Annotated in this window: 23 protein-coding genes; 12 read left to right on the forward strand and 11 right to left on the reverse strand. The window is 55.7% G+C overall.

Going from position 1 to position 21,483, the window contains the following annotated elements:
• Window positions 1–29 precede the first annotated feature (29 nt).
• Window positions 30–1,211 (reverse strand): MFS transporter, encoded by a 1,182-nt coding sequence (locus ACK3CJ_RS00510; protein WP_409524461.1) that lies wholly within the window; start codon window positions 1,209–1,211, stop codon window positions 30–32.
• 152 nt (window positions 1,212–1,363) lie between these two features.
• Here ACK3CJ_RS00510 and ACK3CJ_RS00515 point away from each other — a divergent pair, with 152 nt between their 5' ends.
• Window positions 1,364–2,326: a LysR family transcriptional regulator gene (locus ACK3CJ_RS00515; protein WP_409524462.1), complete on the forward strand. Its 963-nt coding sequence runs from the start codon at window positions 1,364–1,366 to the stop codon at window positions 2,324–2,326.
• A 98-nt stretch (window positions 2,327–2,424) separates the two neighbouring features.
• Here the strand turns inward: ACK3CJ_RS00515 and ACK3CJ_RS00520 are convergent, their stop codons facing one another.
• From ACK3CJ_RS00520 to ACK3CJ_RS00535, 4 genes are all read right to left on the reverse strand, one after another.
• Window positions 2,425–2,721, reverse strand: coding sequence for a type II toxin-antitoxin system RelE/ParE family toxin (locus tag ACK3CJ_RS00520; RefSeq protein WP_409524463.1), 297 nt, complete (start codon window positions 2,719–2,721; stop codon window positions 2,425–2,427).
• Complete coding sequence (locus tag ACK3CJ_RS00525; RefSeq protein WP_409524464.1) at window positions 2,721–2,960, reverse strand: type II toxin-antitoxin system ParD family antitoxin; 240 nt, start codon at window positions 2,958–2,960, stop codon at window positions 2,721–2,723. The genes ACK3CJ_RS00520 and ACK3CJ_RS00525 overlap by 1 nt, the downstream gene beginning before the upstream one ends.
• 173 nt (window positions 2,961–3,133) lie before the next feature.
• Window positions 3,134–3,451 (reverse strand): CcdB family protein, encoded by a 318-nt coding sequence (locus tag ACK3CJ_RS00530; protein WP_409524465.1) that lies wholly within the window; start codon window positions 3,449–3,451, stop codon window positions 3,134–3,136.
• Window positions 3,451–3,696 (reverse strand): type II toxin-antitoxin system CcdA family antitoxin, encoded by a 246-nt coding sequence (locus tag ACK3CJ_RS00535; protein WP_409524466.1) that lies wholly within the window; start codon window positions 3,694–3,696, stop codon window positions 3,451–3,453. Before ACK3CJ_RS00535 ends, ACK3CJ_RS00530 begins: the two co-directional genes overlap by 1 nt.
• 274 nt (window positions 3,697–3,970) lie before the next feature.
• Here ACK3CJ_RS00535 and ACK3CJ_RS00540 point away from each other — a divergent pair, with 274 nt between their 5' ends.
• Window positions 3,971–4,972: a GGDEF domain-containing protein gene (locus ACK3CJ_RS00540; RefSeq protein WP_409524467.1), complete on the forward strand. Its 1,002-nt coding sequence runs from the start codon at window positions 3,971–3,973 to the stop codon at window positions 4,970–4,972.
• Window positions 4,973–5,109: 137 nt separating this feature from the next.
• Entirely contained in the window at window positions 5,110–5,940 is an 831-nt protein-coding gene (locus ACK3CJ_RS00545; RefSeq protein WP_409524468.1) for a helix-turn-helix domain-containing protein, read from the forward strand.
• A 94-nt stretch (window positions 5,941–6,034) separates the two neighbouring features.
• On the opposite strand, the gene ACK3CJ_RS00550 is transcribed toward ACK3CJ_RS00545, so the two are convergent.
• On the reverse strand, window positions 6,035–6,712 hold the full coding sequence (locus ACK3CJ_RS00550; protein ID WP_409524469.1) for a GntR family transcriptional regulator: 678 nt from the start codon (window positions 6,710–6,712) through the stop codon (window positions 6,035–6,037).
• Window positions 6,713–6,887: 175 nt separating this feature from the next.
• On the opposite strand from ACK3CJ_RS00550, the gene ACK3CJ_RS00555 reads away from it, so the two are divergent.
• The 7 genes from ACK3CJ_RS00555 to ACK3CJ_RS00585 all read left to right on the forward strand — a co-directional run bounded on the left by ACK3CJ_RS00555 (window position 6,888) and on the right by ACK3CJ_RS00585 (window position 16,981).
• Window positions 6,888–7,676 (forward strand): cyclase family protein, encoded by a 789-nt coding sequence (locus ACK3CJ_RS00555; RefSeq protein WP_409524470.1) that lies wholly within the window; start codon window positions 6,888–6,890, stop codon window positions 7,674–7,676.
• Between the two features lie 126 nt (window positions 7,677–7,802).
• Window positions 7,803–8,819, forward strand: a complete 1,017-nt coding sequence (locus ACK3CJ_RS00560) for a fumarylacetoacetate hydrolase family protein (protein ID WP_409524471.1) — start codon at window positions 7,803–7,805, stop codon at window positions 8,817–8,819.
• Between the two features lie 61 nt (window positions 8,820–8,880).
• Window positions 8,881–10,560 carry a DUF1302 domain-containing protein gene (locus ACK3CJ_RS00565; protein WP_409524472.1) on the forward strand — a complete coding sequence of 560 codons (1,680 nt, stop codon included), beginning with the start codon at window positions 8,881–8,883 and terminating at the stop codon, window positions 10,558–10,560.
• Window positions 10,561–10,581: 21 nt separating this feature from the next.
• Window positions 10,582–11,946: a DUF1329 domain-containing protein gene (locus tag ACK3CJ_RS00570; RefSeq protein ID WP_409524473.1), complete on the forward strand. Its 1,365-nt coding sequence runs from the start codon at window positions 10,582–10,584 to the stop codon at window positions 11,944–11,946.
• 92 nt (window positions 11,947–12,038) lie between these two features.
• Window positions 12,039–13,121, forward strand: a complete 1,083-nt coding sequence (locus ACK3CJ_RS00575) for a WD40/YVTN/BNR-like repeat-containing protein (protein ID WP_409524474.1) — start codon at window positions 12,039–12,041, stop codon at window positions 13,119–13,121.
• The gene (locus ACK3CJ_RS00580) at window positions 13,118–15,613 is read left to right on the forward strand and encodes an efflux RND transporter permease subunit (protein ID WP_409524475.1); all 2,496 of its coding nucleotides are present in this window, start codon (window positions 13,118–13,120) and stop codon (window positions 15,611–15,613) included. The genes ACK3CJ_RS00575 and ACK3CJ_RS00580 overlap by 4 nt, the downstream gene beginning before the upstream one ends.
• 144 nt (window positions 15,614–15,757) lie before the next feature.
• A complete protein-coding gene (locus tag ACK3CJ_RS00585) occupies window positions 15,758–16,981 on the forward strand; it encodes an MFS transporter (protein WP_409524476.1) in 1,224 nt (407 codons plus the stop codon).
• A 509-nt stretch (window positions 16,982–17,490) separates the two neighbouring features.
• Here ACK3CJ_RS00585 and ACK3CJ_RS00590 read toward each other — a convergent pair.
• Together ACK3CJ_RS00590 and ACK3CJ_RS00595 are read right to left on the reverse strand one after the other, a co-directional pair.
• A complete protein-coding gene (locus tag ACK3CJ_RS00590) occupies window positions 17,491–17,805 on the reverse strand; it encodes a hypothetical protein (RefSeq protein WP_409524477.1) in 315 nt (104 codons plus the stop codon).
• A gap of 5 nt (window positions 17,806–17,810) precedes the next feature.
• Window positions 17,811–17,957 (reverse strand): hypothetical protein, encoded by a 147-nt coding sequence (locus ACK3CJ_RS00595; protein WP_409524478.1) that lies wholly within the window; start codon window positions 17,955–17,957, stop codon window positions 17,811–17,813.
• A 158-nt stretch (window positions 17,958–18,115) separates the two neighbouring features.
• Here ACK3CJ_RS00595 and ACK3CJ_RS00600 point away from each other — a divergent pair, with 158 nt between their 5' ends.
• Together ACK3CJ_RS00600 and ACK3CJ_RS00605 are read left to right on the forward strand one after the other, a co-directional pair.
• Window positions 18,116–18,328, forward strand: a complete 213-nt coding sequence (locus tag ACK3CJ_RS00600; RefSeq protein WP_409524479.1) for an AraC family transcriptional regulator — start codon at window positions 18,116–18,118, stop codon at window positions 18,326–18,328.
• A gap of 153 nt (window positions 18,329–18,481) precedes the next feature.
• The gene (locus ACK3CJ_RS00605; RefSeq protein WP_409524480.1) at window positions 18,482–18,937 is read left to right on the forward strand and encodes a CopD family protein; all 456 of its coding nucleotides are present in this window, start codon (window positions 18,482–18,484) and stop codon (window positions 18,935–18,937) included.
• A 99-nt stretch (window positions 18,938–19,036) separates the two neighbouring features.
• Here the strand turns inward: ACK3CJ_RS00605 and ACK3CJ_RS00610 are convergent, their stop codons facing one another.
• From ACK3CJ_RS00610 to ACK3CJ_RS00620, 3 genes are all read right to left on the reverse strand, one after another.
• Window positions 19,037–19,501, reverse strand: a complete 465-nt coding sequence (locus ACK3CJ_RS00610) for a hypothetical protein (RefSeq protein WP_409524481.1) — start codon at window positions 19,499–19,501, stop codon at window positions 19,037–19,039.
• Entirely contained in the window at window positions 19,498–20,493 is a 996-nt protein-coding gene (locus ACK3CJ_RS00615; RefSeq protein ID WP_409524482.1) for a DUF6402 family protein, read from the reverse strand. The genes ACK3CJ_RS00610 and ACK3CJ_RS00615 overlap by 4 nt, the downstream gene beginning before the upstream one ends.
• 299 nt (window positions 20,494–20,792) lie before the next feature.
• The gene (locus ACK3CJ_RS00620; protein WP_409524483.1) at window positions 20,793–21,410 is read right to left on the reverse strand and encodes a LysE family translocator; all 618 of its coding nucleotides are present in this window, start codon (window positions 21,408–21,410) and stop codon (window positions 20,793–20,795) included.
• Between the last annotated feature and the right edge of the window lie 73 nt (window positions 21,411–21,483).

Here is a 21,483-nt window from a genome sequence, read left to right on the forward strand (position 1 = left end):
GGCTAACTGGCCAGATATAAAACGAACTTTTACAAACAACCTTGCAGGGCTTGCGCCTTTCCCTGTGCCTTTACCGGTTTCAACAAGAGAGAAAAACTCAATATGAAAATCATGGCGCAGGTGTAAAGCATCACTGAGAAGTTGCCGCTATCCAGCAGGCTGGATGCAAGCATGGGTCCTGTTGCGAGTCCGACAAAGGATACGACTACCGCAATGGTTGAAAGCCTTCCGCTGCTATCCATCTCGGCAGTGACAGCAAACAGGTATGACTGGACAGCTGGCCATGAGAAGAACAGCAAAGTCATGCCAATGATATAAAGCGAAGCAAGGTGTGAGAAATTGAGCAACACTGCAGCCGCTGTCGACATGGCGATACCGGCAGTAATCAGATATATGCGACCAGGGCGTTTACCGCTAATCACAGGAATCATCGCTCCCAGCAACCCAGACAGGCCGGTTATTGCGATGTAGGTACTGACACTTTCAGAAGCAAAGCCAGCACCCAGGCCGATTAGCCCTACGTAAGCATAAATGGCACTGGCAGCCGTCAGATAGGAAATGATCGCCAACAACAATAGCAGTGGTTTTCCAAACAGCTCAGCCAAAGGCATGGATTGCTGGATAGACTGGCTGCTCAATGGAAGAGAGGGAAGAAAGGGTATCAGCACCACGCTCAGCAATATAAACCCTGCCATCACGTAGAAAACAGCATGCGCGCTCAGCTGCGTTTCGAGCGCTGGCAAGGCGTACATCACGATAGAGCCAATACTGAACTGTATGAACAGCAAGGTGCCAAACGCACGATCCGGGTTATTCAGCCTGGCCAGTACCGAGAAGCCAATCCCGACGCATAGCCCACCCAGCGCCCCGGCCAGAAAACGCCAACCCAGTATGACGCCATAATCTTCAACCCATAAAGTGCCGATATCCACCAGCGCCAGCAGAGACAAACCTATCAGCATGACGGATTGCCAATGAAAGCGTCGCACCAGGAAAATAGCCACAATACTGCCCAGCAGGCTTCCATATCCGTTAAGTGCAACAATCTGCCCGGCTTCGGCCTCATTGAAACCAATACCGCCCGCCAGCGCATTCACAACACCTGGCAAAAAGTTAATATAAGCAAGACCAGCCATGGCGATAAATGCCAGGAAAAAGTATGCAAAGGGATTATCTGCAGGTAATTTTCTTGAAAGAGAGTACTTCAACATGATTCCTCACTTAGATATCTGTGTTCTATCGTCAGGAATTCTATGGCCGTGAATAATCCAGAAAAATAGGCTAACTTCCCTATCAGTCGTGAAGGATATTCATGAGTTTCGTGTTATAGACAGTCTGCGGAACGACCGACTATACTCAGCCGATGGATAAACTGCGCTCACTGGAAATATTTATAGCCACTTGTGATAGTGGTAACTTTGCGGCTGCGGCGAGAACCTGCAACACAGATCCCTCCACCGTCAGCAAGGCCATTAGCCGACTGGAAGCGCAACTGGGATTGACGCTTTTTCAGCGATCCACCCGACAGCTGCGCATCACCACCGCCGGTCAGCGCTATGCCGACACCGTGCGCAAGCTGCTTCAGGATCTCGACTCCTGCGAAGATGAGTTGCGACATTTAAATGAATCTCCCTGCGGTACCCTGCGTATCAATTCTGCCGTCTGCTACGGCCATCTCTACCTTCGTCCCTTATTGCAGGCTTTCTGTCAGCGCTACCCAGAGATCAAGCTCGAGATAGAGATCAACGACTTCCACGTGGATATTATTGAAAACGATATTGATGTGGCGCTGCGTACCGGCTTCGTCAAAGACAGTCGCCTGGTGGCAAGGCGCCTCAGCCCAATGGACTTTCTGACGTGTGTGTCGCCTCACTATTTAGAGACACACGGAACACCACGCTGTGCCGAGGACTTTAAACAGCACAGTTGGATTGGCTTTCGTATCAAGGAAACACAGCAACTACAGCCGATCTTTTTGCCCAATGATAAAGGGGAATATCTCCCTTATGAGCTGGAACGCAGCCATATCACCGATGATGGCGAGGCAATGGCACATATGTGTGCCGACGGCTTGGGTTTTGCACAATTACCCCACTTTCTTGCGAAACAGGACCTGAAGAGCGGAGCCCTGGTTTCCCTGTACCCTTATTTCAGACCGCCCCAACCGGATAGCGGAGTGTTTGCCATCTATCCCAAGCGAGATTATCTGCCCGCCAAGGTCAGAGTGTTTATTGAATTCATGACATCATCATTAGAAGCTATGGGCGAGAGCACCCACCACACCTGGGCTGAAAACTGGGTGCCGATTATTGATTTTTCGCGGTAAAGTACAGCAGTGCCATTAACCCTGCTAAAAATCCAAAGTGGTCAAACTGTACTATTGTTGGCACCTGCTTGGGTTGTCCACGCGTTTCTCGGGCAAAACTAAAGTAGATGCCCTTCAAACAACATGCGCTTATGGAGGATGCGGATAATCTCAACACTACCTTCAGTGTCCTGCCGATAAAAAATTATATGGCTGCCCTGAGGCTGTTGTCGGTAGCCCGGACTTATTTCGTCGCAGCTTTGCCCCAAATTCGGGTTTTCACTCAGAAGGTGGAAGCACTGATCGAACTGAAGGATGTAGTAGTTTCGTTGATCCCGGCCCCATTGATGTTCCGTATAAAGGGCAATAGATTTGAGGTCAGCTTTGGCCTTCCTGGAAAGCTTGAAATTCGGCATCAGTGCCCTTCATTGTCCAGTTCACGAATGAAAGAGTTGTAGGAGTAGTCCTCAAAGCCACTGTCTTCGCCTTCCTTGAGCAGTTTGCGAAGCGTGGTCAGGCGTGTCTCAGACTCTTCAAGTAGGCGCAATCCCGCACGAACGACTTCGCTAGTTGAGCTGTATCGGCCATTTTTGAGCTGTTCCGAAATGAACGCATCAAAATGTTGGCCTAGAGTGATGCTAGTATTCTTATGCATGATGCCATCTCACAAGTACCAATAATTGGTATATTTTGGTTCAGGTGGCATCACAATGCAAATTCCGTGGCTGGGATATGATGGGATGTTTTTGTACTCATGGCTTCAACTTCGGCAAAGCAACCGGTTTTGCCTGGCTCCATTCCAAGAAAGAGCAGCACATGCTGTAAGCGTTAAATACCAGTGACTGCGAGATCCAGCGCCGCAACAATCTGATCCCTGAAATGTGAAAGGGAACCGACGGGGTTTTTGAGATGCTTTTCTGGTACCGAGGAAATTTGAGGAGTCATTAACAGCAATTGCTGATCGTCAAACGATATTTCAGGCGTGAGGCCCCGCATCGACTGCCCCCCAAAAGCTGAATACTTACCCAATGGAATAACGATACGAGTTGCCAAGTCCGTCAAGAGGCTGCTTTGAATGTCAACGAGGTAGGGATATTGAGTATTACTGGTTTTGCTTGGGTTGGGGTAAACATCGAACTGCGCCATTAAAACTCCCTGAATTCGTCACCGAAGCATCCATGTTGTTCTACAAACTCGTTGTAACTTTTGATCGCAGCGCGGTTTTCTTCGACCCATTGAGCAGCTTCGCGCTTGGAAAGCTCCTCTTTCAACGCTCGCTCCAGGGTTGCTGACAGGTTGATATTCAGATCCCGGGATTTACGGAGCAGGTCACTGTTAACTGACAAATTTGCTGCTTTTTTAGGTGCGGCAGTGTTGTAAAGTTCAGTCATCATAGCCTCCAATGGGATGTCACCTTATGCACCAGTCTATGCGCATCATAATGCGCATACAAGTGCAGCAGTTTGCATCTTCGACACAATGCGCTTCTACCACGTCTCCTGAGACATCGAGTGACCCACCTGCAACCTTACCGCGACTGTCCTATTCAAAAATCGAGTTACTTGTCAGTGAGACTATAATAGAGTGTATCAAAAGCTGGCAGCATGCTTCTCAACTAGGCAATCATCAGCCAACAGCACTCACTGTGCTGGGTAAATAGTTTTTATGACCTATCCTTTATCCAAAGCTTCATTGGAATGTCTGCGTCTACTTTGGCAACACTCGCCAGATACGATGTTTATCATTCAGGCACGCTCAGGCCGTTATTATCTGGATAACTATAATCCTACCCAGGAAAGGGCGCTCCCGGGAGGGTTGGATCTTCGCCAGGCGATTGATGAACTCCTGCCACCGGAAATGTACCGTGAGATAAAGGCACGCTACGAGCAGTGCATCGCCACTCGCCTGCCCATGAGCTATGAGGAGCCGGGCTTTAACGATGACTACTGGTCCACCTTGCTGGTGCCCTTGGTTGAGGAAGACGGAAGGGTTGAGTACATTGCCGGGGTATCCAGGAGTATCAAAGACCTGAAGTGGGCCGAACGGCGTATGCGCGAAGAGAAAGAGCGTGCTGAGTCTCTGAATGTGCAGTATGAGAAACTGAATGCCGAGCTTGAAAACAAGGTGATTGAGCGCACCAGAGAGCTGGCGATAAAAAATGAGGAGCTGGAACGCCTCTATATAACAGATAGACTGACAGGACTTGTTAATCGTCACAAACTTGATAGTTTGCTGGCAGAAGAGGTGCAAAGAACCGAGCGCTACTCGCATCCTTTTGGGGTAATCATGCTCGATATTGATGAGTTCAAACTCGTCAATGATATTCACGGACATCAGGTTGGTGATGCGGTTCTTGTCGCTATAGCTTTTATACTCAAAGAGAATACACGAGCTACAGACGTGACAGGACGATGGGGAGGAGAGGAGTTTCTGATTCTTTGTGCAGAAACCAATATGGATGGGCTGCTGCTATTGGCAGAGAAACTCAGAAAAGCCCTTGAGGGCCAGTCCTTCCCCGCGGTAGAACATAAAACCGCCAGTTTTGGTGTTGCGCTACATGAGGCAGGTGACAGTGTAGAGCAACTGATAGCAAAAGCAGACTCAGCTCTCTATCGTGCCAAACGCAATGGTCGCAATCGAGTGGAAGAGTATCAAAGCGGGCAATAAAGCGCTTCACTGAACGCATCAGCCAGACTATTGCAACTACAAGCCTATCCTCGTGGTGAAGAGCAAGTCATCTCCGCTGAAGATGTATTTGCGGATCCAGGAGCAGATGATCGTTGACCAGCACTGGAGTGAACAACGTGCCATCAATTAATGACAGCCTATCGAGCCACCACACACGCCAGATTGCCCCATGGGTCAGTTGTTATCCTGCCGGCAGCGTGATTGAGCCACATTCCCATGATGAGCTGCAGATTGTCTATGCCAACTCAGGCTCCATGCATGTCAGGACGCAGGGGCAGGCTAGCATCGTTAACCCCCTCCGTGCGGTCATTATTCCCCCGGGGTTGGAGCATGAAATCCACATGAGCGGCCAAACCGAGATGGCCAGCTTGTATGTTGGAGATCTGGAACACTCCCCGCTGCTTGATGGTGTTTGCTCTGTCATGGTGTCGCCGATGATAAAGCAACTGTTGCTGACGGCGATTGATCGCAGCGCCCAGCCATCCTTCAGCCCTGCTCGTAACGTCCATCTGTTGGGGCTGCTATTTGAGGAGATGCACAACTGCCAACACAACAAGGACTGTCGAGTCCCTGGTATCAGCATTCCCAAAGATCGTCGGGCAGCGCTCGTTTGTGAAAAGGTCCTCGCGGATCCCGTTGCGCACGCATCTCTGGACGTGCTTGCTGATCAGGTTGGTGCGAGTTCCAGAACGATAAGCCGGATCTTCCGTCGGGAGCTGGGGCTGACCTTCAGTGAGTGGCGACAACAGGTCCAGATCAACTTTGCTGTCAATGCTCTGCAACAAGGGCAGCCAGTATCCGACATTGCGTTTGACCTTGGCTACTCCAGTGTCAGTGCCTTCTCGTACGCGTTCCGAAAACAAACCGGCCACTCGCCATCCGCCTACGCTAAACTGACAACAGCCTGGCCCCGGCACAACCCAAGCGTATTGCCTGCTCTATCTTAACGTTGGAGACATTTTGCTCGGGCGATGTGACAAGGGGCACTCTGCATGGCGGCGGGAACCACGCCGCGCTGCCTGCGCGCAAGGAGTGGGCTTGTCACCGTTTTCCGTTCGCGTCTGGATACACGTGGCTCAGGGTCAATTCGATGTGTTGGGCCAATGCCGTGCACGCTTCTTCGCAGTCACGACCGAGGATGGTTTCGGCCAGTTGGACGTGCTTCGCGACGAAATCGTCGAGGTCGTCCCAGTGGCTGAGCATCACTTTCCGATAGCGTTGGGCCTGATCGTAGAGCATCTGCTGGAACGACGTCAGCCGAGGTGAGTGGCAGCCTCCGAGCAGTGCCAGATGGAACTGGCGGTGAGCACGCTCGACCTCTTCCAAAGACGGCGGTGTACCTTCCCTACTGCGCGCACCGATGAGCCTCAGACGGGCGATGGCGGCCACCACGCCGACCTCCCATTCGTCGTCGCCCGCCGCAATCGAACTGCGCAGCGCTTCGATCTCGATAATCTTGCGCACCCGGGTGATATCGACCAGATCCTCGCGTGAGATTGCGGCGACGCGAAAACCGCGTCGACTATCGAACACCACGAATCCGAGCGATGACAGCTTGGCCAGCGCCTCGCGTAGCGGCGAGGCCCCAATCTGGTATCGGGTCTTGAGTTCTGCGATCTGCAACTTGTGATCTGGGGGCAACTCACCACTGACGATGTCGGCCGACAGCCGGTCGATCGCGACTTCGATCAGCGTTTCCTTCGGTCCCGATTCGCTCATTTCTAACTCCATCGATGGTTTCGACAATTATCGTTATTTACGGTAGTTAAGTCAAAATTTGGTTTTTATCGATAGATAACTTGACTTTTTATCGATAAAAAATAAAACTATCGTTAATGGGCTGGCGGCCGTCGATTCTGGCGACCTTCCTGAGGTACGCCGGAGGAGGCAGAAAATGAAGATAAGTAGATTTGTGGACCTTTCCGTAGCGCTCGAAAACGGCGTGCCGTCCGACCCACCGGGGCTCGAGCCCCACATTGATTACATCGATCACCAGACCGGTGCCGGGCATCTCGCCGGTATCTTCCCCGGTCTCAAACAATCTGATCTGCCTGATGGTGAGGGTTGGGCGGTCGAGGATCTGCGTATCAACACCCATAGCGGCACGCATATGGATGCGCCGTGGCACTACGCCTCGACCATGGATGGCGGGCGGCCAGCGATCTCGATCGACCAGGTACCGCTGGAGTGGTGTTTTCAGCCGGGGGTGAAACTGGATTTTCGCGACCGTCCCGATGGCCACGTCGTGACAGCGGTCGAACTCGAGGCTGAGTTCGACCGCATCGGCCACGTGCTGAAGCCACTCGAGATCGTGTTGATGAACACCTCTGCGGGCGCGGCGTACGGCACTCCGGCCTATATAAACAAAGGCTGCGGATTCGGCCGCGAGGCCACGCTGTGGTTGCTCGAGCGCGGTGTGCGCGTAGTAGGAACCGATGCATGGAGCTGGGACGCACCCTTCGCCTACACCCGTGAGCGCTTCGCCGCGGACGGCGACCCCTCGATCATCTGGGAGGGGCACAAGGCCGGTCGTGACATCGGCTACGGCCAGATGGAAAAACTCGCTAACCTCGACCAGTTGCCGCCCTCTGGCTTCATCGTTAGTTGCTTCCCGTACAAGATCAAGGGCGCTTCGGCCGGCTTTACCCGCTGCGTCGCCCTGATACGGGATGATAGTCCATGACGCCGGACAAGCCGTCTCCCCCTGCGGCCTGAACGATACCCCTATTAATCCGGAACCCAGGGTTCCATTTCAACCTGTCGCGCCCCGACCGGACTGAGTGTCTGCGCGCATTGCCAGGAGCAAAACATGATTCTTGCCACATTTTTCGACAAACAGGGCAGCCTACGCCTGGGAGCGGTTCGCCGCGACCGTGAGGCGGTGGTCGATCTTCAGGCGGTGTATCGGGCGAGCAGTGGCGGTCGCGATGCACCAGCCCTGTGCACCATGCAGGCATTGATTGAGGCCGGGGGCGAAGGCCTGGCGCTGGCTGCTGAGATGGAGCACAAGGCCGGATCGGACGCGACGTGGGGTGCACCGCTGGCGAGTACCCGGCTAGCTGCGCCGCTGCCGGTGCCGACGCAGATGCGCGATTTCTCGACCTTCGAGATGCACATGCGCCAGGCCGCGGTTGGCATGGCACGACTGCGCTCCGCCCGCCATGGCACAGGACCGGAGGCGGTGCCTCGGGCATCCGACATCGTGCTGCCCGAAGCCTTTGCCCATCAGCCACTGTACTACAAAACCAACCGCTTCAGCGTAGTCGGCCACGAGCATGAGGTCGAGTGGCCCAGCTACTGCGAGCGCTTCGATTACGAGCTCGAGTTCGGCGCGATCCTCGGTCGCGGCGGACGCGACATTTCCGCCGCAACCGCGCGTGACCACATCTTCGGCTACACAATCTTCAACGACTTCTCGGCGCGCGATGCCCAGGAATATGAGATGACCGGCCCTCTTGGCCCGACCAAGGGCAAGGACTTCGATACCGGCAACGTACTCGGGCCGTGGGTAGTCACCGCTGACGAACTTCCCGATCCGTATGCGCTGAGGATGAGCGCTCGCGTCAATGGCGAGATCTGGTCCGACGGCAACAGTCGCGACATGGTGCACAGTTTCGAAGACATGATCGCCCACGTCTCCCGCGACGAGACCCTGTATCCGGGCGAGTTCCTCGGCTCCGGCACGGTGGGTGGCGGCTGCGGGCTGGAACTCGACCGCTGGCTCGAGCCCGGAGACGTGGTCGAACTCGAAGTCGAAGGCATCGGCGTATTGCGCAATCGTGTCGTCCGGCGCAAGGGCAGCGCGCCGGCATTTTCGCCGGGTTGAGGAGATCGCCTCAATCCTATTCCTGACCGTCCCTGATCCAAAAATAACAACGGAGACAAACATGAACAGGCAATCCTTCTCCCCCATGTCGTTGCGGCGGCAAACCAGCTTGTGTCCCCATGTCTTGGCAACCACAATTTTGGTGGCCTTGCTTCCGGTTACGACAAGCCATGCGTTAGAGATCGATACCGGGGTGTCCGGGTTGAGGCTGAACTGGAATAACACGCTCGCTTACAGTTCGGCGTTCCGGATCAAGAGCGCTTCCGACACCCTGAGCAACGATCCACCGAGGACCGTCAATCAGGACGACGGTGACCGCAATTTCAGCCGTGGCCTGATCAGCAATCGCGTCGATTGGCTTACCGAACTCGACCTTAGCTACGGCAATTTCGGCGTTCGTACGACCGGCGCGGCCTGGTATGACACAGTGTACAACCGGCGCAATGACAACAATTCGCCCGCCACCGCTAACCAGCTCTCGGTCGACCACAACGAATTCACCCGCGAGACACGCGACCTGCACGGGCGCAAGGCTGAACTGCTTGATGCCTTCGTCTATGGGCGCGGTGAAATCGCAGGCAAGCGCGCCAGTTTTCGTCTGGGCCGCCATTCGGTGCTGTACGGTGAGAGTATCTTCTTTGGCGCCAACGGCATGGCTGGCACCCAGGGCAGCGTGGACGTAGTGAAGCTGCAGTCCAATCCAAACGCTCAGTTCAAGGAAACCATCCGTCCGACAAATCAGGTGTCGGCATCACTCCAGATCGCCGATGGGGTGAGTCTGGGCGCCTACTACCAGTTTGGCTGGGAGCCGCTACGCACACCAGCCGTGGGCAGCTACTTCGCGACCACCGACACCGCCTTTGGCGGAGGGGCTGAGCGCCTCTTTATCGGCCCCTTTGGTGGTTACCTGTCGAAGGGGGCGGACCTGAAGGCCAAGGATTCGGGTCAGGGCGGCGCGCAATTGCGCTTCAGTGTTGATGACTGGGACTTCGGGTTCTATGCGGCCCGCTTCCATGCGAAAACGCCGACCCTGTACCAGAACATGACCGCGCCGGTGACGCCGTTCAACACCGGCAGTATCGGCTCATTCTACTGGGCCTACCCGGAGGACATCACCGCCTACGGCGCCAGTTTCAGCACCTCGGTAGGCTACTTTAACATTGCCGGTGAAGTATCTACCCGGCGCAACACGCCCCTGGTGTCCGACGGTGTCGTCGTCACCGGAACCAATGCGGACAACAACAGCAACCCGGGTTATGCGGTAGGCAACTCGGCCCATGCGCAGATCTCGGTACTGGCCAACCTGCCGCCGAGCTTCATTTCACGCGAGGCGACGCTGATCGGCGAGATTGCCTGGAACCGCCTGCTCAATGTGACCAAAAATCCGGAAGCACTCAACCCCTTGGCGACCCGCGACGCAACCTCTTTGCGCATGGTGTACACCCCGACCTACCGACTGCTGTTCCCTGGGACCGACGTACGCATCCCGATCGGTATCGGCTATTCGCCCAGTGGCCGTTCGTCGGTGATCAGCAGTGGCTTTGGCACCTACAAGGGAGGCGACGTGAGCCTCGGTGTGCGCGCGACCTATCTCGACCGCTGGAACTTTGGCGTCAACTACACCCATTACTTCGGCAAGGAAGGTACATTCCTTGATGGATCGGTGCCGCCGCATATCACGCAGGCGCAGTCGCTACGTGACCGCAACTACGTGTCGGTTTTCCTGAGTCGCGCGTTCTGACCCCCATAGTAGGAGACAAGTATGAAATTTCGCATATCGATTCTCGTCATTGCCCTGTCGGGCTGGTTCGTTCTCACGCAGCAGGCTGGCGCTGGTGTAACGCCTGAGGAAGCCGCCTCTCTCAAGTCCACCCTGATGCCGCTCGGTGGCGAAAAGGCTGGCAACGAGGACGGCACTATCCCGGCCTGGACCGGAGGCAACACCGAGGTGCCAGTTGGTTTCAAGAGCGGAGCGCGTCGCCCCGACCCCTTTGCCGACGAGACGCCACTGTTCTCGATCACGGTGAATAACATGGAGCAATACGCCGACAAACTGTCAGACGGCGTGAAAGCAATGCTCAAGAAGTATCCCGACAGCTACCGCATTAATGTTTACCCGACCCACCGAACTGCGGCCGCGCCACAGTGGGTGTATGACAACACATACAAGAATGCCACCCGTGCTCAACTGGGAGAAGGTGAGGCCGGGCCGAAGGTGGAAGGCGCCTACGGTGGTATACCCTTCCCGATTCCCAGGAGCGGTGCCGAAGTCATGTGGAACAGTCTGCTCGCGTGGCGCGGCGAGTCGTGGAGCTGGGATGGGCACAACGTGCTGATCACTCCCGAAGGAAAGGCAGTGGTGACCGCCCACGGACCGGCGCAACTGCAGATGCCGTACTACTTTGAGGACGGCGAGGAAAGCTTCAATGGCGAACACTGGATGTTGCGCCGGATCAATGCTGGCCCCGCGTTGCGTGCAGGCGAGGGCATCCTGAGCCGGCTCAATCTTGATCCGAGTGATGACCGCTCGTGGGTGTATCTCACAGGTCAGCGTCGCGTGCGTCGCCTGCCCAATGCCTGCTGCGACACGCCACTGCCTTCGGCTGCCGGGGTGTTGTCGATCGACGAGGTGTCGGTATACACCGGCCGCATGGACCGCTATAACTGGAATCTGGTGGGCAAGAAGGAGATGTTCGTCCCCTACAACGCCAACAGAATCCTGCAGCCGACCAGCAACGCCGACGTGCTTGGCGAGCATCACCTGAATCCCGAGCACGTGCGCTGGGAGCTGCACCGGGTGTGGGTAGTGGAGGCCACGCTGGCGGAGGGTAAGCGTCATCTGGCGCCGAAGAGCGTGTACTACATCGACGAGGACAGCTGGGTGGCGCTGCTCGGCGACCGCTGGGACGCCAGTGGCCAGTTGTGGAAGACGATGTGGCAGATGCCCTTCACGATGCCCGAGATCCCGGCTGTGCACACCAATCTGTACGGCTTCTACGACCTGGTGTCGGGGGCCTGGTTCTCGATCGGAATCATGAACGAGACCACCAACCAGTACAGTACGGTGGAGCGCTACCGCGATTCCTTTTTCAGCCCGGATGCGCTCGCTGCGGAAGGGGTGCAGTGATCCTGTGATGGCGGCGGAACGGGCATAAATCCGCTCCGCCGCCAGGCAGCCCAATACCGCACACTCGCACATGTCCAACCGAGGAATCCAGTATGATGAAATTCCTAAGCTGCCTGTTGTCGGCGGTCCTTGTTTTTCCGGGGTCACACGCACTAGCGCTGGCCGCACCGGCAGAGGTGATCGACCCGTTGGAGCGCCCCGCGCTGCAGGCCCGCGATTTCGACCAATCGATGCTGACTGCGATTGCCCGTGCCGGAGAGCGCCTGATTGTGGCCGGCGAGCGCGGCCTGGTGCTGCTCTCCGACGACGACGGGCGTACGTGGCGCCAGGTGCCGGCACCGGTCTCGGTGACGATCACTGCGCTCGCCTTCCCCACACCGAATCACGGCTGGGCGGTTGGTCACGGCGGCGTAGTGCTGCACACCGTCGATGCCGGCGAGCACTGGGACGTGCAACTCGATGGTCGGCGTGGGGCAGAACTCGTGCTTGATTCGGTTCGTGCCGATATCGATCCCGGCGATGGGGACAGCAGCAAGGTGCTTGTCGCAGCGCAGCGCCTGGTCGAGGAAGGAGCCGACAAGCCGCTGCTGGCGCTTGCCTTCGCCAACGCCCAGCGCGGCATCGTGGTCGGTGCCTATGGCCTTGCATTTGCCACTCACGATGGCGGTCGCAGTTGGCGCTCGATCGGCGCCGCCATTCCCAATCCGCGTGGCATGCACCTGTATGCCGCCGCCCATGACGGCGAGCGTTGGTACGTGGCCGGCGAGCAGGGTTTTGCGGCGCGTTCGGACGACAGAGAGCAGTCCTTTCATGCCCTCGAAACGCCCTATCGCGGCAGCTTCTTTGCCATCGATGTGCGCGGCGAGGAGGTCCTGCTTGCCGGTCTGCGCGGCAACGCGGTCCGCTCCGCCGATGGTGGCGAGAGTTTCGCCAAGGTACCAGTGCCGGTGCCGGCATCGTTGTTGTCGACCGCGCGGCTGGCTGACGGCCGGTTGCTTGCCGTCGGGCAGGGCGGCCAGTTGATGCAGGCCGGTAACGCCGGTTTCGTGTCGCTTCCGCTACCCCCGGGGCCGCCGCTCAACGCGCTGGTCGAGGCGCAAGACGGCGCCCTTATCGGCGCTTCATGGCGTGGTCCGGTGCGGATCGAATCCATTCAGTGGGAGAGGGCGCAATGAACTCCAATCAGACGACGGCTGCGCGACCACACGAGGCACCCTCCGCCGGCTTTGATCCCCGATCAGGCAACGCGCTTGAGCGCCTGTTCTTCAATCATCGTGCGGCCGTTCTCGCGCTGTGTCTGTTGATCACCCTGGTTCTGGGCGGGCAGGCGGCAGGGCTACGGCTCAACGCGAACTTCGAGCGAATGATTCCGACCGGACATCCCTACATCGCCAATTACCTGGACAACCGCAGCGAACTCGCCGGCCTCGGTAATTCGCTGCGAATCGCGGTGGCGACCACGGGTGAGTCGATCTACGACGCAGAGTATCTCGCGACACTGCAGAAGGTCAGCGAAGAGGTGTTCCTGATGCCAGGTGTTGACCGGGCCACGATGAAGTCGTTGTGGACGCCCTCTACGCGCTGGACCGGCGTCACCGAGGACGGATTGGACGGTGGACCGGTGATCCCTAACGATTACGACGCGTCTACGCAAGCCGTAGAGCAGGTCCGGGTGAATGTGGCGCGGTCGCGCGAAGTCGGCCAACTGGTGGGGCTGGATCACAAGTCATCAATCGTGTTCATGCCGCTGCTGGCGACGGATGCCGAGGGTAGGCCGATCGACTACGCGGCGCTGTCGGAGCGGCTCGAGGATTTGCGCGACAAATACCAGTCCGACTCGATTCACATTCATGTGACCGGATTCGCCAAGGTGGCCGGCGATCTGATTGAGGGCCTGCATGGCGTCGTCGCCTTCTTCGCGGTGGCGATCGCGCTCGCCGGCGCAGTGCTGTTTGCATACTCGCGCTGTGTGCGCAGCACCCTGCTGGTGGTCACCTGCTCTCTGATCGCGGTGGTATGGCAGTTCGGCCTGCTACCCACATTCGGCTACGAACTCGACCCCTATTCGATGCTGGTGCCCTTCATCGTTTTCGCCATCGGCATGAGCCACGGCGCACAGGTGATGAACGGCATCACCCGCGACATCGGGCAGGGCGTGCATCGCTACGTTGCCGCGCGTCTGACCTTCCGCCGCCTGTTCGTGGTCGGGCTTACCGCGCTGGTGACGGATGCGATGGGATTCGCGGTCCTGCTGGTAATCGACATCCCGGTGATCCGCGATCTCGCGACTACGGCGAGCATTGGCGTGGCGGCGCTGATCCTGACCAATCTGGTGCTGCTGCCGATCCTGCTGTCCCATGTCGGGGTGAGCACGGCTGCTGCGGAACGCAGCCGGCGCGCGGAGCTGGCGGATCGCTCGGGTTCGAGCCGGCACCCGCTGTGGGCGGTGCTTGACCGCTTCACCGACCGGCGTTGGGCGGCGGGTGCAATCATCGGCGCGACGCTACTTGCCGTTGGCGGCCTTCAGCTCGGGCAGGGCCTGAAGATCGGTGATCTCGATCCGGGTGCGCCGGAGCTGCGTCCGGATTCGCGCTACAACCGCGATAACGCATACCTGACCGCACACTATGGCGCCAGCAGCGACGTCCTGGCGGTTATGGTGAAGACGCCGGAGGGCGAGTGCACAAACTACGACACCCTGATGCGACTCGATGCGTTGGAGCATCGCTTGCGCCAGGTGGAGGGCGTCGAATCCACCAACTCGCTCGCCCTGCTCAATCGTCAGGTGATGGTCGGGCTCGCCGAGGGCAACCCGAAGTGGTACGACCTCAGCCCGAATCAGTACATGCTCAACACCATCACCAGCGGTGCTCCGCGCGGTCTGTACAACGACGCCTGCAGCCTGCTCACCTTCTATGCGTACCTGACCGATCACAAGGCCGACACCCTGGCCCGTGTGGTCGCCGAGGCTGAAGCTTTTGCTGCAGCCAATGACAACCCGCACGCGAGCTTCCTGCTCGCCGCCGGCAATGCCGGCATCGAGGCGGCGACCAACACCGTCGTGGCGCGGGCCAACCGCGAGATGCTGCTGTGGGTCTATGGCGTGGTGACGCTGCTGTGCCTGCTGACTTTCCGCTCGTGGCGGGCGGTGTTGTGTGCGATTATCCCGCTGGCGCTGACCTCGATTCTGTGCGAGGCGCTGATGGTGTTGCTGGGCATCGGGGTCAAGGTCGCGACCTTGCCGGTGATCGTGCTCGGCGTCGGGATCGGTATCGACTATGCGCTCTACGTGATGAGCATCGTGCTGGTCCGGCTCAAGGAAGGAGAGCGCCTTGCCGAAGCCTACTACGGGGCGCTGCTGTCGACCGGCAAGGTGGTGATGCTGACTGGCGCGACGCTGGCCGTCGGGGTGGCGACCTGGATCTTCTCGCCCATCAAGTTCCAGGCCGACATGGGCATCCTGCTTGCGTTCATGTTTCTGTGGAACATGTTCGGTGCCTTGATCCTGCTGCCGGCTCTGGCCCGTTTCCTGATGCCCGACAGCTTGTATGCCCGGGCGCCCAGGGCTGGGGGTGCCGCAGGAACCGGACACGGGCTCGTCCCGGTGCGCGGCAATGACAAGGGTAACAACCCGAACGTCCATATCGAGGAGACTGCAAGTGTTTGAAGCGAACAAGCGGTCGGCAGGCGCCGGAACCCTGAGCCCGAACCTTGCGTGGTACCTGCTCGGCCTGCCGCTACGCAGATCGCCACAACCGCAAATGGTTGGCAGTCAAATCACGGATCCAGGTGGTTATCTTGGGAGGGGAAAATGAAAAATTCTGAATTTCTAGAAAACTGGCGAGTATTGCTTGCGGCTTTCATCGGTATTTCGGTTGGGGTTAGCTCAATTTACTTCTACTCCATTGGTATTTTTATGGGGCCATTGGCAGCCGAATTCGGCTGGACCCGCGCCGATGCTTCGCTTGGGGCATTAATCGGTACCATTTGTGCCGCCATTATGGTGATCCCTACTGGCTGGCTGGTGGATCGCTTTGGTAGTACCAAGGTGGCTTTGATCTCATTGGTGTTAGTGTCTTTGTCCTTCTTTGCGCTGGGTCGTTTTACCATTGATTTGACCAGTTACTTGGTGATTATCTCTATCATGTCAATGTTAACCGCCGGTTCAACGCCGTTGCCTTTTACCCGTTTGATTATCATGGCTTTTCAGAAAAACCGTGGTAAAGCGCTGGGCATCATTCTGACGGGCACGGGCACAGGGGGAATTTTATTGCCTGAGTTATTGGCACCTTATATCGATAGTCATGGTTGGAGAGCAGGTTACTTTGCACTGGGTGTGGTAGTGGCCGCGGCGATTCCTATTATCGGGTTGCTATTAATTGGTGCGAAAGACTCCGAAACAACCAAAGAAGCGAAAACCGCTGGAGTAGGAAGCTTATTGAACAACGGGTGTTTTTATTACCTATGTTTGATCTTCTTTTTGTCGGCACTGGCCGTGTTAGGAACCGTCGCACATTTCTTCTCCATGTTGACCGACAGTGGCCTGACACCACCACAAGCAGGGGCCATTGCTTCCCTCGTTGGCGTATCCGTTATTGTTGGAAGATTGGTGGTGGGCTTCTTATTAGACCAGTTCAGGGCGTCTTATATTACCGCTACACTATTTGTTGTGGCTGGTGTTGGATTCTTGATTTTGGGGCTAGGTGGGCCAGCTTACGCTAAATTAGGTGCCATTATTACGGGCTTGGCTATTGGTGCGGAAGTGGATCTGATAGCTTTCCTACTTGGTCGTTTGTTTAAACGTCAAATCTACGGCTTGGCTTATGGTCTGGTGTATGCGGTGTTCTTAGTGGGTGGCGCTATTGGGCCTTATTTGGCAGGTCGGTTATACGATTTTTCAGGAGACTACGTCTCATGGCTAATGACGGCATCGGGACTATTGCTGCTAGCAGGGTTGTTATCCTTATTCATTCCGGTTTCCAAACCAAATGAGCAGGCACCGGATACCTTAGAGGGTGAAAAAGCGGCGGTTTAAACCACACCGCTTACTCTGACTGCTGCATACACAGTAAAACGTTCCAGTGCCTATAGAGGATTGCTCCCGTAGCCTGATATCTGCACCTAACCGATCTCTCAGACTATCTTCCAGCGCATCACGTCTGGAATACTACGAATACTGAACTCACCGGGCGCTGCATGGGAGGCGAGCGGCGCTGCAGGCGTTAAGCCTGGGCTACTGGGTTTGCTACCCGGTAGTGGTACACCCAGTCGGGCGTGGGTAGGTACATGGTTATTTAACTGAATCTTTTCAGCACGTAAAAGTGATTTGCCTCATTGGGTGGTCCACAGGCGAGCCTCTTATCGACATACAGTAGTACAGTTCTATCTTCGTGGTGAAGAGCAAGCAATCCCCGCTGAAGATGTATTTGCGGATCTTGGAGCGGATGATCGTTGACCAGCACCTGAGTGAACAACGTGCCATTAATTAATGACAGCTCGCGGTCCAGTTACGCACGCTGGGATCAATAGGCAATAATAAAACTATCAGGGTTTGCTGCGTTCCCGCCAGTAACCAGGTTTTCGGGAGTGGTGGGCAACGGCTATTACGATGGCTTCTTCCGGCAACTCAATCGCGATTATATCGTACGGGAAGCGGTCAAGGACCAGTCGTTTCACACCGGTATCACCAGCTTCTTCTGGCATAGGTGATAGAGGGATAAAATTTTCTTCAATAATATCAATGGCAGCATCAACCTTAGCGAAAAACTCGGCTCCGAGTCCAGGTTGCTCATATTCGTACCATGCTGCAGCCTCTATAGCTTCCTGCGAGGCTTCTTCCAGTATCCTTACCGTTCGCACTGTTACTAGCCTATCCTCGCTCGCATCTTTATTCGGAACTCTTCGCGGCTAAGCAGAGTGGCCTTACCGCTTTTGACCTTGGTGACGCGACGAATAATTTCATCATTCCAGGCTTGCCCGGCTGCATCGTCACGAGGACCGTCCAGGCTCATTATGAGCTCGCGAGCCAAGTCTGCACGTTCCGACTCGGAGAGAGTATAAATCTGTGAACGTAGGTGATTTAATGTTTCTGTAGTCATGTTACCTCCGAGAGTAGAGATACAACTATACTATCCCGATTCAAAGGCTCTAACAAGACGCTGTCCTTGGCGTGATTGAGCCACATTCCCACGATGAACTGCAGATTGTCTATGCCAACTCAGGCTCCATGCATGTCAGAACCCAAGGGCAGCCAGTATCCGACATTGCGTTTGATCTTGGCTATTCCAGCGTCAGCGCCTTCTCGTACGCGTTCCGAAAACAAACCGGCCACTCGCCATCCGCCTACGCTAAACTGACAACAACCCATCTCCGGCACATGTGATGTTGGGCTGGACAGGCCACCTGGTCAGCCCGAAGCCTGCCTGTTGATCCATCGGGAGGCCCTGATGGCTTTCACAATCCAGTCAGGAGAGTTGGTTTTGAGGCGGGTGAAGCTTATGCTCACCACACACATTTCTTTTTCGGGAGTCGTTTTATGAGTCTGGCTATCGCACTGCATGTTCTCTCTGCCATGATCTGGGTTGGCGGCATGTTTTTCGCCTATATGGCCATGCGGCCGGCGGTGGTGGAGGTGATTGACGCATCGCAGCGGGGCTTACTCTGGTGTCGTACCCTGTCCCGCTTTTTCCAGTGGGTATGGGCGGCCGTGATCCTGTTGCCGGTGACCGGATACTGGATGATCTTCAGTGTGTTCGGTGGCATGTCTGGTGTCGGCTGGCATATTCACTTGATGCAGGGTTTGGGGATTGTGATGATCCTGATCTATTTCCACGTCTTTTTCTCCCCCTTCAGGAGACTGAAGCAGGCCGTTGCCAACCAGGACCCTCAGGAAGGCGGTCGCCAGGTGGGGCAGATCCGCAAGCTGGTGGGCATAAACCTGATTCTTGGACTGATTGTGGTGGTGGTCGGTGCGGGTGGACGGTATCTGTAGTCGCCCTGGACTCTGCGAGTTGAGCGAATCACAGAGGATGACGTTAAAGCGCCTGGCTTGATCACCAAGCCTTTAACGTTCCAATGCTCGAGGCATTGCTTACCGAACAATCACCTCGGCAAACTCTGCATCCTGCAACCCTTTAAGACGCACTGTGAGCCAGGCATGAAGTCTCTGCCAATAGGAGACGGGAAGCTGGGCCTCGAACAAAAAACCATCCCGTACTCCTGTGCAAGCTTCATCCCTTCTTTCTCCGCATCTCCAAATCGTCCCACTTCCCGCCTGCCAATATTTATCCATTGGAAAAATGGCATGGATCTCCTTTCCACTAGGGTCGGTGAGTAGATAGACTGTGTTAGACGAACTCATCCATCCAGTTCGGTGCTGCTTTGCAATATAAACAACTCCCCCTCTGTATTTACCATCATGCGAATAGCTCACATAGGCCTCCCCACTGTCATAGCTAGGGGTACGAGCCACCTCTATGGCCATTTTCAGTGGTGGAAGTATTAAGACCAAAATCAGGCTCCATTTGGCCCAACGCATCAATTTGGCTTTATTCATAGTGTCACCTCGACACTGATGTTGACTGGCACGCGCTTGATATCGGAAAACAGCAAATAGTCGCCGCCCCTACCATGAGTACGCTGGTAGTGGCGATAATCGCTGTTGTTGACTGGTTGCATAAAGCCATGACGGATGCTGAAGCCCCACAGGCGCCATTCTCTTCTATTATCACCAAAGATTCCGAGACCATTTACTGCAGCAGTCGGGTTAAATCCGAGGCCTGCAAAGTTCCAATGCCCAAGGTATTGAGAGTCGATGAATTCATAGGTGTCGCGGACATACACGGCAATTTCTGAGACGGAAAGCCTGTAACGATTAGACCCTAGCGATTGGACTTGCCCAATATTGACTGCCGCATACACAGTAAAACGTCCCAGTGCCCCGTAAAGATCATCCATATCACGGGGTCTGCCGTAGAGGACATCTGCTAATTGGAACTGCCATAGGGAGTGCGCCTCAATCACATCTCTACACCTAATCAATACAGAGCCTCTGGATGACTGCTCTCGCAATCTTGCATTTGCAATTAATTGTGCATGAAATTTGTTCTCAAGCTCTTCCATAGCAGCAGAATTTACCAATCTAGAGTGCAAGCTCTGCTCAGCCTCTGCAACCCGTGAAAACTGATTCAGCCAGTGCCAGCGAATCAGCTCAGTATCAACATAATCAGCAGGCATCGTAGTGGGTTTTAACTCTCCGCTTTTTTCTCTAGGAAGCATCTCCCGAGCCGGCAGTGCAAACCACTTCTCCATCACCCTGGCTGCAACAGGCCAACCCAGCTTCCAGCGCATCACGTCTGGAATACTACGAATACTGAACTCACCTGGTGCTGCATGGGAGGCGAGCGGCGCTGCTGGCGTTAACCCAGGACAACTGGGTTTGCTACCCGGTAGTGGTACGCTCAGACGGGCATGGGTAGGTACATGGTTATTTAACTGAATATCTTCAACATAAATCGACCGTCCTGAGGGGTGACGATAGAACGCCATAGGTTACTCCTGTATACCTTTGTAGAGTGGTGCAACTGATAAGGGGATTGCATTGCGAAGAAGTGCGTTGATGCGGTATGTAAAGAGCCGAGGTAGCCACAAGCACGTCCTTATCCCTGGATGCTTCAAGTCATCTGTCTGTGGTCATTAAAGCGGTAAGCCGAAAACATGATAACTGAATCTTTTCAGCACGTAAAAGTGATTTGCCTCATTGGGTTGTTCACAGGCGAGCCCGAGGTTTCACAAGGATAAGCGTACAGAACTGACGACAACCAAACCCCTGCACATGTGATGTCGGACTAGACACCCTTCATGGCCAGCCCCAGAGCGACAGCAATAAGGAGCGCCCCGGGTGTCCGCCGAAGCCAGACACTATCCTGTGTCAGCCACTGCGCAAGTTTTGCAGCCAGTATCGCGTATGTCATCAAGAACATGCCGTCGAGCATCAGGTAAGTCGCGCTCAATACCGCAAACTGAGGTACGACAGCACCCGAGCTGTCTATGAACTGCGGAAAGAGCGCAGCAAAGAACATGACCGCTTTAGGATTAACTGCGGAGACAATGAAACCCTGCCAGTACAGAGACGATCTGCTGCGACGCTCATCATGCGTCTGGGATTCAACACGTAAAGGCTTTTGCCGCACGAATGACATAGTCCCCATACACAGCAGGTAAGCCACACCGACCCACTTAATGATGGTGATCAGCTCCTCGTTGCTCTGTATGAGATAGGCCAAACCGGCTGTGGCCACGATCATCTGAATAAGGTTTGCTGTCAGATCGCCCGCCGCCGTCATCGCTGCCCCCGAAAAACCCGACGACAAGCTGTTCGACAGAATCAGCAGTTGGCTTGGCCCCGGAGTGCTCATCAGCAGCAAGACGGTACCCACATAGATATACCAGATTTCAAAATCCAATCGCTTCTCTCCATCGCGTCACATGCCGCAACTGGCTGAGTGAGTAGTGAGGTAGTGTCGCTGACAGCTATCC

Origin of the sequence: Nitrincola salilacus, from assembly GCF_046271865.1 — a bacterium.
Lineage (GTDB): Bacteria > Pseudomonadota > Gammaproteobacteria > Pseudomonadales > Balneatricaceae > Nitrincola > Nitrincola salilacus.